General features: G+C 52.6%; 14 protein-coding genes. 7 read left to right on the plus strand and 7 right to left on the minus strand.

Annotated elements, in window-relative coordinates; all coding sequences use genetic code 11:
- Positions 1-11 precede the first annotated feature (11 nt).
- Positions 12-374, plus strand: coding sequence for a VOC family protein (locus H6F80_RS17010; protein WP_190792713.1), 363 nt, complete (start codon positions 12-14; stop codon positions 372-374).
- A 2-nt stretch (positions 375-376) separates the two neighbouring features.
- Here H6F80_RS17010 and H6F80_RS17015 read toward each other — a convergent pair whose 3' ends face one another.
- Positions 377-652, minus strand: coding sequence for a hypothetical protein (locus tag H6F80_RS17015; RefSeq protein WP_190792714.1), 276 nt, complete (start codon positions 650-652; stop codon positions 377-379).
- Positions 653-738: 86 nt separating this feature from the next.
- Positions 739-2,265 carry a ferredoxin:protochlorophyllide reductase (ATP-dependent) subunit B gene (gene bchB / locus H6F80_RS17020; protein ID WP_190792715.1) on the minus strand — a complete coding sequence of 509 codons (1,527 nt, stop codon included), beginning with the start codon at positions 2,263-2,265 and terminating at the stop codon, positions 739-741.
- Between the two features lie 376 nt (positions 2,266-2,641).
- Between bchB and H6F80_RS17025 the strand changes: the two genes are divergently transcribed.
- The 3 genes from H6F80_RS17025 (at position 2,642) to H6F80_RS17035 (ending at position 6,300) form a co-directional block, all read left to right on the plus strand.
- Positions 2,642-2,809, plus strand: coding sequence for a hypothetical protein (locus H6F80_RS17025; protein ID WP_190792716.1), 168 nt, complete (start codon positions 2,642-2,644; stop codon positions 2,807-2,809).
- A gap of 252 nt (positions 2,810-3,061) precedes the next feature.
- Positions 3,062-5,767: a DNA mismatch repair protein MutS gene (gene mutS, locus H6F80_RS17030; protein WP_190792717.1), complete on the plus strand. Its 2,706-nt coding sequence runs from the start codon at positions 3,062-3,064 to the stop codon at positions 5,765-5,767.
- A 215-nt stretch (positions 5,768-5,982) separates the two neighbouring features.
- A complete protein-coding gene (locus tag H6F80_RS17035; protein WP_190792718.1) occupies positions 5,983-6,300 on the plus strand; it encodes a hypothetical protein in 318 nt (105 codons plus the stop codon).
- A 20-nt stretch (positions 6,301-6,320) separates the two neighbouring features.
- On the opposite strand, the gene H6F80_RS17040 is transcribed toward H6F80_RS17035, so the two are convergent.
- The 5 genes from H6F80_RS17040 to H6F80_RS17060 all read right to left on the minus strand — a co-directional run bounded on the left by H6F80_RS17040 (position 6,321) and on the right by H6F80_RS17060 (position 9,203).
- Positions 6,321-7,691 carry an HlyD family type I secretion periplasmic adaptor subunit gene (locus H6F80_RS17040; RefSeq protein ID WP_190792719.1) on the minus strand — a complete coding sequence of 457 codons (1,371 nt, stop codon included), beginning with the start codon at positions 7,689-7,691 and terminating at the stop codon, positions 6,321-6,323.
- Positions 7,692-7,875: 184 nt separating this feature from the next.
- Positions 7,876-8,172 (minus strand): acylphosphatase, encoded by a 297-nt coding sequence (locus H6F80_RS17045; protein WP_190792720.1) that lies wholly within the window; start codon positions 8,170-8,172, stop codon positions 7,876-7,878.
- 126 nt (positions 8,173-8,298) lie between these two features.
- Positions 8,299-8,673, minus strand: a complete 375-nt coding sequence (locus H6F80_RS17050; RefSeq protein ID WP_190792721.1) for a hypothetical protein — start codon at positions 8,671-8,673, stop codon at positions 8,299-8,301.
- Positions 8,674-8,738: 65 nt separating this feature from the next.
- Positions 8,739-8,921 carry a hypothetical protein gene (locus H6F80_RS17055; protein ID WP_190792722.1) on the minus strand — a complete coding sequence of 61 codons (183 nt, stop codon included), beginning with the start codon at positions 8,919-8,921 and terminating at the stop codon, positions 8,739-8,741.
- 99 nt (positions 8,922-9,020) lie between these two features.
- Positions 9,021-9,203, minus strand: a complete 183-nt coding sequence (locus H6F80_RS17060) for a hypothetical protein (protein WP_190792723.1) — start codon at positions 9,201-9,203, stop codon at positions 9,021-9,023.
- Positions 9,204-9,522: 319 nt separating this feature from the next.
- Between H6F80_RS17060 and H6F80_RS17065 the strand changes: the two genes are divergently transcribed.
- The 3 genes from H6F80_RS17065 to H6F80_RS17075 all read left to right on the plus strand — a co-directional run bounded on the left by H6F80_RS17065 (position 9,523) and on the right by H6F80_RS17075 (position 11,892).
- On the plus strand, positions 9,523-10,119 hold the full coding sequence (locus H6F80_RS17065) for an SRPBCC family protein (RefSeq protein ID WP_242067416.1): 597 nt from the start codon (positions 9,523-9,525) through the stop codon (positions 10,117-10,119).
- Positions 10,120-10,147: 28 nt separating this feature from the next.
- The gene (gene surE, locus H6F80_RS17070; RefSeq protein WP_190792724.1) at positions 10,148-10,864 is read left to right on the plus strand and encodes a 5'/3'-nucleotidase SurE; all 717 of its coding nucleotides are present in this window, start codon (positions 10,148-10,150) and stop codon (positions 10,862-10,864) included.
- 95 nt (positions 10,865-10,959) lie between these two features.
- Complete coding sequence (locus H6F80_RS17075; protein ID WP_190792725.1) at positions 10,960-11,892, plus strand: retropepsin-like aspartic protease family protein; 933 nt, start codon at positions 10,960-10,962, stop codon at positions 11,890-11,892.
- The last annotated feature ends 212 nt before the right edge of the window (positions 11,893-12,104 follow it).

A 12,104-nucleotide genomic window follows, 5' to 3' on the forward strand; every position in this document is an offset into this window, starting at 1 on the left:
TTAGAAATTCTATGTTTCAGCGCATTGTTGAACTGATGTATTTTGTACCCGATCGTCATGAAGCAACCGCTTGGTATGCCAAACTATTTGATGCTCCCATCACCTATCTCGATCATCCCGATCATTTTTTTGTGTTGGTGGGTGATCAGGAAATCTGGTTTAGTGAAGCCGATCGCAAAGTCTCTGCCGGAACTGCCGGGCAGGTCGCTTACTGGCGTGTTGACTGTTTCGATACTGCACTGGAAAAAGCGATGCAAATGGGTGCAGTTTTATATCGCGGTCCGCTCGATCGCGGCGATGGAAGCTGGATGTGCCAGGTCAAAGATCCGTTTGGCAATTTGTTAGGTTTCTTTGGGACTCGACGCAGCGAGTAATACTATTCGGGTCGCGTATTCTGCTCGATTCGACTCAGTAAATCAACGATCGCAATCAATCCCTGAGTTGCTAAATAAATAATTCCAATCAGTACGACAATCAGCAAAAACAAAACCATAATCAGCGACAGCGGAACGGGTGCGCCGACCACTCGAACACTGGTTAAAAAGAAAACGACGATCGCTACAATCAACAAACAGCCGACAATTTGAAGGGTTTTGGCGATCGCAACAAAGCGAGTATAGAGACGTTCAGATTCTAAGTTTTCAGGAGTCATCATTCAACAAAAAATAAGGGCAGGCTTAGCCCACCCCTTATTCTAAAGGACTTCACTCATTCTGATGTCAAACACCGTCTCAAAACTTATGCACCAACTGCTTCTTTTGCAGCATATAAAACCTCAGCCGTAATCGATTCAATTCCTCGATCGCGGGCAAACTTTTCGGTATTTCGCTTCACTTTGCCGCGCACAAATCCGGGAATTTTATTCAGTTCGGCTAAGCCATCTTTGCTCCAGTTGAGGTCAGATTCTGCCGACATGCCTTTGGTAATCACTTCTTTGGTATCGTGACCGCCAAAGATTTCCAGCAGGTGATCTTCCATGCCCAACGTGAAGGAGTTATACACCAGATCCACAAGCTGGTTTGCGCCTTCATAGCCCACGTACGGACGATAGCCAACCGGGAAGTTCTGAATATGAATCGGAGCCGCAATCACGCCGCAGGGAATATCCAGACGCTTGCCGACGTGGCGTTCCATTTGCGTTCCAAAAATGGCGGCAGGTTCTAAACGGGCGATCGCATTTCCGATTTCGGCGTTATCTTCGCTGATTAAGATTTCATCACAGTATTCGCTGACCTGTTCCCTAAACCATTCCGCATCGTATTTACAGTACGTTCCCGCCAGCACAACGCGAATGCCCATTTCTCTTGCCAAAACTTTCGTTAAAGCAGCCGCGTGCGTATTGTCGCCAAACACGACCGCTTTTTTTCCAGTCAGGTTCTGACAGTCGATCGATCGCGAAAACCAGACCGCCTGCGACACAAACCGCGTTTGCTCATCGATAAAGGGTTCGTAGTCTACGGTTGCGCCCTGCGCGTTGACAATTTGCTGAATTGCCCGAATGCACCGTGCCGTTTCTACGACACCCATCGGCGTGATATCCACAAACGGAGTACCAAACTGCGCCTGCAAATATTCAGCGGTCATCAAGCCCAGTTCACGATAGGGTAGCAGGTTAAACCAGGCGCGCGGCAGGGTTTTCAGCTCATGCACCGAAGCCTGGTCAGGAATCACGACATTCACCTCAATGCCCAGATCGCCCATCAGCTTTCGCAGTTCGCGGCAGTCGTGCTGATTGTGGAAGCCCAGGGTTGAGATACCGATGATATTCACCGAAGGTTTCTCGGTTTTGTCGGTGATCAGTTCACCTTTTTTGCGAGCTTTGTCGATGTAGAACCGAACGATTTGCTGAAGCGTACGATCGGCTGCCTGAAGCTCATTGAAGCGATAGTGATTCACATCCGCCAGCAGCACATCGCCTTTTGCCTCGATCTGGGCACGCTCGACAAAGTTTTGCAAGTCTTCCTGGAGAATGCTGGAGGTGCAGGTTGGCGTCAGCACAATCAGATCGGGGTGCTCTTCGGCATCTTTGCGTGTGATGTTGTCCACCACTTTTTCCTGCGATCCCCGCGCTAATACATGGCGATCGACCACGCTTGTCGTCACGGGCGTAAAGTCGCGCTCTCGCTCCAGCATGGAACGCATGACGTTAAAATAATCGTCCCCCAGAGGCGCGTGCATGATGGCATGAACGTTTTTAAAGGAGCTGGCAATGCGTAGCGTGCCAATGTGAGCGGGTCCGGCATACATCCAGTAAGCCAATTTCATAAACCGAAAATCTCCGTATGCTGAGGGTCTTCACTCGACAAGGCAACGAGGCTGAGGATCAAGGTTGAAGCTGTTCTTGATTGTCTCAAACCTACGGCAAACTGGGGAAAGCACTTCTGCAGATGCTTCACATATTTTGGCGTGGAAACGATCGCTCAAACTGTTCTCCTGGTTCGGCTGCGGCGTTTTACATGTGGGGAGAAGGAGGGCGATCGGGCAATAATTCTTGATGCTTCGTTACCGATTTTCAGAGATTGCTAGCAGAGTCGGGATTAACATCGATTCGAGTGAGACAGAGCGTAAACCGACCCTTTGTTAGAGGTCGATCGCCTTACTCAACCTTTAGCCTGAAAGAGCCGTGTCCTAAAATTTCCTCATGAATCCGATCGTTACAGTGATTTTGCTGGCTCTGATTCTGGTTACGATCGTCTCTCCATTAGCTGCGCTTGCACCCTTGATGCTGATTGCAGCGTTTAGCGTACTGGCTTGGATGGGCTGGACGATTATTCGCGCCTTTTTTACGGGAGAAGTTGAGGGACGTTAGCAGCTATCGGGAATCGCTCTCTAACTAAAAAGCTCTCTAAGAAGGGGCTAGGGATGAGGACAAATCTCACTCACAAAATTAGAACTGATCACAAAATTAAAACCGGATAGATGCAGTTTTCTGGCATCCCTTTTAGGATGGAGAGTGATCGGTTAGATCAGGCGTTCTAGTCTTTTAACGTGCCCAAAATAGGCATTTTCCAGGCTGGAGCGTCTATGGTCTAATGATCATCGTGTCGCCTATCCTCCTTCCATGACGGACTCTGCATCTCCCGATTTCTCAGAACTCACCAAAGATATTCCCGATCGCCTGATTAAGTATGCCGTGCGCTACGCCAACCATCGGGCAGTGAATCGGAATGATCTGACTCCGATGATTCGGCACTATGTCGAGATGAAGGATCAGTATCCACACGCGCTGCTGCTGTATCGGGTGGGCGATTTTTTTGAGACGTTTTTTCAGGATGCGATCGTTGTTGCCCGCGAACTGGAACTCTTGCTGACTGCAAAAGATGCGGGGCAAAAAATTGGTAAAGTTCCTTTGGCAGGTATTCCCCATCATGCGCTCGATCGCTACTGTGCCTTACTTGTCGAGCGGGGCTATGCAGTAGCAGTGTGTGACCAAACCGAGGATGCCGAAGAAGCGCAGGGGCGATTAGTGCAGCGGGAAGTCACCCGCGTGATTACGCCGGGCACTGTTCTGGAAGAAGGAATGCTAAACGCGCGGCGCAATAACTTTCTGGCAGCAGTGGTGATTGCCGGAAATCACTGGGGGTTAGCGATCGCTGATATCTCAACCGGTGAATTTTTGACGACGCAGGCAAGCGAACTCGAACAGCTCACTCAGGAACTCATGCGGCTTCAGCCCTCAGAAGTGCTGGTTCCCACCAACGCGCCGGATCTAGGCGAACTGCTGCGACCAGGCGAAAAATCTTCTCATTTGCCAGAATGTCTACCGCCTCAGTTTTGCTACACGCTGCGCCCCCAAACGCCTTTTACCCTGACCGAAGCTCGCCAGCGGATTCTGGAACGGTTCCGGGTTCGATCGCTGGAAGGCATGGGCTGTGAGCATCTGGCACTCGCAGTTCGGGCAGCAGGCGGATTATTGGAATATTTGGAAGACACTTCTGAGCGCAAGTTTGGCGAAGCTCCGGCGCAAAAAGTTCTGCTTCAGCCGCTCTGCACTTATACGATCACGGAATTTTTGACGATCGATCATCAGACTCGGCGCAATCTAGAAATTACTCAAACCGTGCGGGACGGAACCTTTCACGGGTCGCTGCTGTGGGCGATCGATAAAACGGTCACGGCAATGGGAAGTCGGGCACTGCGTCGCTGGCTGCTTCAGCCGCTGCTAGACATTGGGGCGATCGAGGCGCGACAGGACACAATTCAGGAACTGATCGAAGACGGATCGCTGCGGCAGTCGCTTCAGCATCTACTCAAGCAGATTTATGACCTGGAACGCTTGACCGGACGCGCCGGATCAGGAACGGCAAATGCGCGGGATCTGATGGCACTGGCAGATTCGCTCGATCGTCTTCCCGATCTGGCAAGCCTTGTGAAGTCGGCAAAGTCTCCTTATCTGGTTGCGCTGCAAACCGTGCCCGATATTTTGCAGGAGTTAGGCGGCAAGCTGAAAGCACACCTGAAGGAAAATCCGCCAATCCACTTGCAGGACGGTCAGCTCATTCGCGATGGCGTCAACGAAGACCTCGATCGCCTGCGGCAGCAAATCGACACCGATCAGAAATGGATCGCGGAACTGGAGACGATCGAGCGAGAACGCACTGGAATTCCGACGCTGAAGGTGAGCTTCAACAAAACCTTTGGCTATTACATCAGCATCTCCAAGGCAAAAGCAGGCGAAAAAGTGCCGGAGGGCTACACGCGCAAGCAAACGTTGACCAATGAGGAACGCTACATCACGCTGGAGCTAAAGGACAAAGAAACCGCGCTGCAAATTGCGAAGGATCAGGCAAACAAGTTGGAATACGACCTGTTTGTCAAACTCCGATCGACTGTCAGCGATCAGGCAGCTCCAATTCGGCAGGTGGCGCAGGCAATTGCGGCGATCGATGCCCTTTGTTCTCTGGCAGAAATTGCGGCGTTTCGCGGCTATGTGCGTCCCCAGATCGTGCCCACTCGTGAATTGACGATCGCAGCCGGTCGGCATCCGGTGGTCGAGCAATCGCTTCCGGCAGGATTCTTTGTGCCGAATTCGACGGAAATGGGAGGCGGAAAAGGCGAAACTGCGCCAGATCTGATTGTGCTGACAGGCCCAAACGCGAGCGGCAAGAGCTGCTATTTGCGACAGGTGGGGCTGATTCAGCTTTTGGCACAGGTAGGAAGCTTTGTTCCGGCAAATGGGGCGACGCTGGGCGTATGCGATCGCATCTTTACCCGTGTGGGTGCAGTCGATGACCTGGCAACCGGACAATCGACCTTTATGGTGGAAATGAACGAAACGGCAAATATTCTCAATCATGCCACGGCGCATTCGCTGGTGCTGCTGGATGAAATCGGCCGGGGAACGGCGACATTTGATGGACTGTCGATCGCCTGGGCAGTGGCGGAACACTTAGCCAGCGAGCTTCGCGCCCGCACAATTTTTGCCACCCACTATCACGAGCTCAATGAGCTTGCCTCAATTCTGCCGAACGTTGCCAACTATCAGGTGACGGTGAAGGAGCTGCCGGATCAAATCATCTTCCTGCATCAAGTACGTCCTGGTGGAGCCGATCGCTCCTATGGCATCGAAGCCGGACGACTCGCCGGACTGCCTGCCTCGGTGATCGATCGTGCCCGTCAGGTGATGACGCAGATCGAGAAGCATTCCCGGATTGCGGTGGGTCTACGGCAGGGAACACTGCCCAAAGCAGACCGAAAGGCGCAGGAGCGCAATGGTCACTATCGAACGGTGGCTGAGCCGAGTGAACAGCTTGATATTTTTGGTTGAAGCTGCGGGGAGATTTTGAGATTGGGGGTGAAAGACTAGGGCTACTTCCTTTGTCGTTTATTTTGATCGATCGCATTCTTCCCTGCCGCGATCGTGGCTATAAAAGCTTTGCCTTGAGTAAAAAGGATAGAAACTTTTGCCAATGCCAATGCCGCTCCTAGCCAGAGGTGGCAAAATGAGCAATGACTCAGCTTGCAGCAACACTGTGAAACGCCGTGAAATACTTTTTTCTTTCAGAAGGATGGACGATCGGGCGCGTGTGGGAATTTGGAGGTCTATGGAATGAAGCAGCCTGGCGGCGTAAGCCAGAAATTCAGCAAACCAATCTTTGCATCATCGAAAACAGCGAAAAGCTGTGGCTCTATCGAGTTGAGGATGAGGTAATCATGGTCGAAGTTAAGCGGATCGACTCTGACAGCAGCAAGCCCGAAGCGCGATCGATCGGTCAGGTAGTGCTGAAACGGTTGATCGATGCAGACCAAGCGATCGAAATGCTGGGCAAGTCTGAGGCTTTCTTTAAGGCAGAGACATAACTTTTGATAAAGTAGCTTGCCTAGCGCGTTGAGAATGCCTCACTAAAGCGGCGAGTAATCGGCTCTAGCAGGAAGGTCAACACCGATCGCTGGCGAGTCACAAGTTCTGCGGTTGCCGCCATACCGGGCGCAAACGGAACCTCGCGACCCTGCACTTGCATCGCTACTTGGTTAAGCTTGACCCGCGCTGAGTAAACCAAGCCTAAGTCCCTATCCAGCGTGGCGTTGGGGCTAATTTGCAGCACTTCTCCATCGATCACACCGAATTCCTGAAACGGAAAGGTTGCTAGCTTTACTTTTGCCCGCATTCCCTCATGGATAAAACCAATGTCACGGTTCAGGACTTTGACTTCCAGCACCAAGTTTTGACCTTCCGGCAAAATGGACAGGAGTTCCTCCCCAGGTTCAACCGATCGCTCTGCCACACTCGTCTGAATGTTATAGATCTTGCCGGCAATGGGAGCGGTAATTACTTGCCCCTCGCTGCGGAGCTGTGCCTGCTTGAGTTGACCTTCCACGTTTGAGAGTTCTTCACGCCGTTGGTTGAGCTGGGTGAGAATCTCGCTCTGCCGCTGGGAGCCGAGCTGCTGACGGGCTTGTTGTGCGCCCTGATATGCTTGCTCTGCCTGGCGAATTGCTTGCTGTTGCCCTGCGATTTCTTGTTGCAGTGTGGAGACCCGATCTTGAGCTTCAGTGAGCCGATCCTTTGCCTCCAGATAATCAAAGCGGGGAATCGCGCCGTCAATTAATCCGCGCAGGCTGGATTCTCGCTCCTGGGCATTGGTGAGCTGGGTGCGAGCATTTACCAAATTTTCTTGCAGTTTAGCAAGCTGGGTGCGGGCTTCTTCGATCGCAGCAGCCTGTCTCTGAACTTCGGTGGCGGCGGTTGCTTGGCGGCTATCAAACTCGCGCAGCCGGGCTTCGAGGAGCTGATTTTGTAGATTGCTGCCCGCATCCATTTTGCCCGATCGCTCGGCTTCCAGACGGGCAATGTCTTGCTTAATCAAGTTTGCTGCCTGAGCCAGTCGCGTCACTTCAGATTCTGACAGGGTGAGGTCTTGCTCAATCAGCACATCACCCTTTTTAATTTCATCGCCCTCTTTGACCTTAATTTCTCGAATTACGCCACCTTCCAGTGCCCGTACGGGTCGCACTTGAGCAGCCGGAATCAGTTCGCCCTGAGTCACTGCTACTTCGTCTACTTTGCTAAAGTATGCCCAGCCCAAAGCTCCCAAAACGAGTGCCGTTAGCGTTCCTGCCAGCAGACGAGTATAGAGCGGCGGCAGTTCTCGTACCGCTTTGCCCAGCTCATAGGACAAATAATCTTCCGGGTTGACAAACTGCTGTCGCGTCTGGCGAGCTTGAGCCGGATTGTTTTGGTTGGCATCCATAGGATTCAGGCGAGAAAAGGAATGGGGAGGAAAACAAGGGAGTCAGGCAGAGTGTACCCATATCTGCTGCAATAAAACGGGGGCGTCAGCGTTCCACCCATTCTATCGCCGTCGTTTGGCTTCGCTGCGAATTAGTAGACGATCGTTGAGCTGGTTAAGTTCTTCAGCGCGTTCTGTTCATCTTCTAAGCCGAGCGCATGACTTCAAACTGCTTCAACCCTTCGAATGGTTCGTGGTTTACCGTCACTTCCTTCACGATCGCCGCAGGGGGACCCTGATGACACCAGCGCAGCATTTCCTCAACCTGATAGGCTGCCCCTTCAAACACTGCCTCGACTCGCCCATCGCGCAAATTTCGCACCCAGCCATTCAGCTTTAGCAGTTGCGCCATGTCCCAGGTTGAAGCCCGATACCCCACCCCCTGCACTTTGCCCGCCACAAATACATGAACGCGAATCTGATCGTCTAAAGATAAACTCATCGATCGCCTCCGACTCAAACCATTCCAGAACTACCGTGATTGCCAATGCTCCATATCACCTGCTCATCCCCTTATCTCCCCATCTCCTCGCCTCCCCACTTCCCACTTCCTCCCGCTCCCATCCCCCTATAACTTCTCCTCCAACGGCTTACAAAACGCTTCAATCCCCGTCTTCACCACATAAATTGCGATCGGCGTTGCTAAAGCCGAGGGTAGCGTCGTTTCGACCGAGAGTGCCCGTACCAGTTCAACCACTGACCCCTTGGCAAGCGAAGGTTTTGCGTCCGATTGGCAGATAAACACGCGCCACCGCTTCGCCAATCCATCCAGCCACTGATCCGATCGATTCGGCTCCTGTCCAACCTGGAGTGCCAGTGTAATCGCAGCATCTTCGAGATCGCCGTCGCAGTCTTCGATCATGTCCAGAGTACGCAGGGCAATCGGGTCTGCGGCAAGCTGCGATCGGAATTGGGCAATTTCGGCGAGGGTAAGGATGAACATGAAGGCGGAGGGGTAGAGGGGTAGAGAGATAGAGGGGTAAAGCAGTAGGTGAGGAGATGAGGGGGTTAGCGGCGGGTGCTCAGTAAGCCGTTGACGATCGCTGTGCCGACGGTGGCAAGGATAAGGAACCAGATCAGGCTACCTGGAACGAAAGTGAGAATGCCTAGACCGCGCAATACCCAAATGAAAACGGTGAGCAAAAGACAGGCAAGAAAAATGGTGGTCTCGGGACGCAGGGATTTCAGCATGGGGCATTATTGGGACATTTCTTGGGCTTTGGCTCTAAGTCGCGGAAGGCTAACAGGCATCATTAGGCAATTTTTGGCAGGGAACACTAGAGGAGGGTTCTACCGATTGCGAATGCCTGCCAGAATGCCTGCACCAATCGACAGCAGCACCACTGCCCAGATTGCAGGCTCTGGTACTCGGACATTAAAGGCTTGCAGCATGAGCACGATCGCCATCATGACCAGCAAGATTCCAGCAATATACAGAAAGATCGTAACGCCCAGATTGGGGGAATGCCTCACACCATGCCTCCTGCAAACAGGAAATAGACGGGAATTGACGCAACCTATTTTGACATGGGGGTGTAGAGATTGAGCAGGACAGGCAGACAATTTGCCCAGCGGCGATCGAAACTAAAAGGCGATCCCCCGATAGAATTGCTGTGTTAGCGGCAGAAAGTTTGCGAGAATTTTACAATTGCTCACCCGATTGGCGGTTGTATCTTCAGTTGACAGCGACTACAACGGACTGTAGGTCAGCCTGATAGCAAGAAAGGGTTTCGTGAATAAGCCGCTTGAGTCTGGCAGATCGTGCAGTGAGGAGAGCAGTGAGGAGAAATGTATGGGAAGTATGCTGGCATCTGCCTTGATCGATCCGGTGCAGTTCAACGATTCAGACACGCTGGGGATTGATTCCCGTCGCAATCAGGACAGGCTGCTCAATGGTGAGGTGCTGCTGCAAACTCGATCGCACTCGCTTTGGGGCGGAGCCGTTACCACGCAAATCTATTTGCCCATCGATCGATCGCTGGCATGGCAGCAAATTACAGACTATCCGCGCTGGGTGCAGTATTTCCCTGATATGACGCGTAGCGAAGTTCTGAGCGTCAGCAGTTCCCGGCAGGATAAACGACTGTATCAGGTTGCCCGCAAAGCGTTTTTCCTGTTCGCAGCCCAGGTCGAAATTTATCTTAAAGTGTTTGAAACGGCGCAGACAACCTGGCAGCAAATTCAGTTTCAGCTAGAGCAAGGCAGCTTTAACGACTTTAGCGCAACCCTGAAGCTGCATGATTTTTATCAAGGTACACTGCTCACCTACTCAGTACAGGCAACGCCGATGATCCCGATTCCGACCCAGTTCATTCAGGAAGCGATCAAGCTAGATTTGCCCAACAATATGCGGCAAATGCGGCGTGTCCTTTGTCAGTTACCTGCATGACCTGCTACCTGCATAACCAGTTACCCGCATGACGATCGTTCTTACTAACGACGACGGCATCGACGCGCCCGGAATTCGATCGCTGAAACGGGCGGTGAGTGAGGCTGCAAGCCAACAAGCGATCGTCGTTGCGCCCAAGTTGCCCCATTCTGGCTGCGGGCATCAGGTGACAACCCATCGCGGCATTCACGTCGAGCGACGATTCCCTCCTGGAGAAACTGCGGAGCAACCAGATCGGGAAATTGCGATCGAAGGAACTCCGGCAGACTGCACCCGGATTGCGGTGACGCAGCTCTTTTCTCCTGTGGACTGGGTGATTTCAGGGATCAATGCCGGGGGCAATTTGGGGGCAGATGTATATATCTCTGGAACCGTTGCGGCAGTCCGCGAGGCAGCGTTTCACCGGATTCCGGGAATTGCGATTTCTCACTACATTCACCGCAGACGGGCGATCGATTGGGCGTTGGCAGAGCGGCTCACCGTGCGCGTCCTGGAAAAGCTGATGTCGCTGCCGCTCGAACTCGGCACGTTCTGGAATGTCAATCTGCCCCATCTGGAAGCGGGAATGCCTGAGCCGGAAATCGTCTTTTGTCCGCTCTGCACCCAGCCTTTGCCCACAAGCTATCGGCAAGAGGGCGAGTATCTGTATTACGCTGGGGACTACAGCCAGCGCGATCGAGATGCAGATTCAGATGTTGCTGTTTGCTTTGATGGACAGATTGCTGTGTCGCAAATTCGGGTTTGAGGGCAAACTAATAGAAAAGTTTGGGTTTCGGCTGTTCTAAACTGCTGTTCCTGGGCTGGATGTTTGTTTCTTATTTCTGCGCCGTCTCTCTTCCTATGACGAATGCTTTTTCGGGTCGAACTGCTCTGCTGCTGTCGAGCCTGGGTCTGGTGCTGCTGACAGGATGCGATCGTCGTTTGATTCAGGCATTTTCTCCCGTGCCGCCTGTGGTGTCAGCCTCTCCAGTAAATTCCCCAGCAAATTCTCAGACAAAAACCATTGCGGCTCCAACAACCGCGGCTGCGGGTCAAACCTCTAGAGCCTATGCTCAAGCACTCGATCGGGCAAAAAGTGCCGCTGGCATCGCGCAGTCTGCCCAGTCAAAAGACGATTGGCAGTTGGTGACAAATCGCTGGCAGCAGGCGATCGATCTGATGAAAACCGTGCCCCAGTCCAGCAAAGAATATTCTCAGGCACAGCAAAAATTGAAGGACTATCGCCGCGCTCTAGCTCAGGCACAGCAGCAAGCGAACCGTGCTAATTTGCCGAAAGATCCCGATGCGATCATTGTTTTGCCTGCTCCTCCACCTCCACCCGCTCCTCGTCCGGTGACACGGGCTACTGCAACTCCGGCTCGACCTCCTGCGGCAGCCAATCCATCCAGTCCTCGCGCCTTTTCTGCCCCGATCGTGCGGCGAGCAGGCAATACGCCCGTGATTCGCGTCACGTTTAATGGTAGTCAGCCTTTTGAGATGATTCTAGATACGGGAGCAAGCGGCACATTGATTACGCGGCAGATGGCAAATGCTTTGGGCGTTGTTCCAGTCAGTGAAGCAGTCGTCAATACTGCCAGCGATCGCAGCGTTTCTTTTCCGCTGGGCTATGTGCAGTCGATCGAGGTAGGCGGGGCAGTGGCTCAAAATGTTCTGGTGGCGATCGCCGGACCCGAACTGGATCTTGGACTGCTGGGACACGATTTCTTTGGTCACTATGACATTATGATTCGTGCTGATCGCGTGGAGTTTCGAGAGCGGCAGAGCCAGGGATAAGGGAAGGTGATGAGCGTTAAGGCATGAACGTCGGGTATGAGCAACAATCATAGGCAAGACGATTCTTAAGAAGCGGGATAGGATCAAAAAACAACCCACCCTCAAACGCGCTATGTCTCGCCGCCGCTCCAGCCGGATTTTTGCTCAACCCCTGACCATGCTGGTTGTGGGGCTATTTGTTCTTGCTTTTGCGATCGCGCTGCTCCGGCTTT

Origin of the sequence: Leptolyngbya sp. FACHB-711 (genome assembly GCF_014695615.1) — a bacterium.
In the GTDB taxonomy this organism is placed as follows: domain Bacteria; phylum Cyanobacteriota; class Cyanobacteriia; order Elainellales; family Elainellaceae; genus Leptolyngbya_A.

Excerpts from the sequence above, each read along its gene's own strand:
- H6F80_RS17010 (WP_190792713.1), top strand. The coding sequence starts at position 12 with ATGTTTCAGCGCATTGTTGAACTGATGTATTTTGTACCCGATCGTCAT.
- H6F80_RS17015 (WP_190792714.1), bottom strand. The coding sequence starts at position 652 with ATGACTCCTGAAAACTTAGAATCTGAACGTCTCTATACTCGCTTTGTT.
- bchB (WP_190792715.1), bottom strand. The coding sequence starts at position 2,265 with ATGAAATTGGCTTACTGGATGTATGCCGGACCCGCTCACATTGGCACG.
- H6F80_RS17025 (WP_190792716.1), top strand. The coding sequence starts at position 2,642 with ATGAATCCGATCGTTACAGTGATTTTGCTGGCTCTGATTCTGGTTACG.
- mutS (WP_190792717.1), top strand. The coding sequence starts at position 3,062 with ATGACGGACTCTGCATCTCCCGATTTCTCAGAACTCACCAAAGATATT.
- H6F80_RS17040 (WP_190792719.1), bottom strand. The coding sequence starts at position 7,691 with ATGGATGCCAACCAAAACAATCCGGCTCAAGCTCGCCAGACGCGACAG.
- H6F80_RS17045 (WP_190792720.1), bottom strand. The coding sequence starts at position 8,172 with ATGAGTTTATCTTTAGACGATCAGATTCGCGTTCATGTATTTGTGGCG.
- H6F80_RS17050 (WP_190792721.1), bottom strand. The coding sequence starts at position 8,673 with ATGTTCATCCTTACCCTCGCCGAAATTGCCCAATTCCGATCGCAGCTT.
- H6F80_RS17055 (WP_190792722.1), bottom strand. The coding sequence starts at position 8,921 with ATGCTGAAATCCCTGCGTCCCGAGACCACCATTTTTCTTGCCTGTCTT.
- H6F80_RS17065 (WP_242067416.1), top strand. The coding sequence starts at position 9,523 with ATGGGAAGTATGCTGGCATCTGCCTTGATCGATCCGGTGCAGTTCAAC.
- surE (WP_190792724.1), top strand. The coding sequence starts at position 10,148 with ATGACGATCGTTCTTACTAACGACGACGGCATCGACGCGCCCGGAATT.
- H6F80_RS17075 (WP_190792725.1), top strand. The coding sequence starts at position 10,960 with ATGACGAATGCTTTTTCGGGTCGAACTGCTCTGCTGCTGTCGAGCCTG.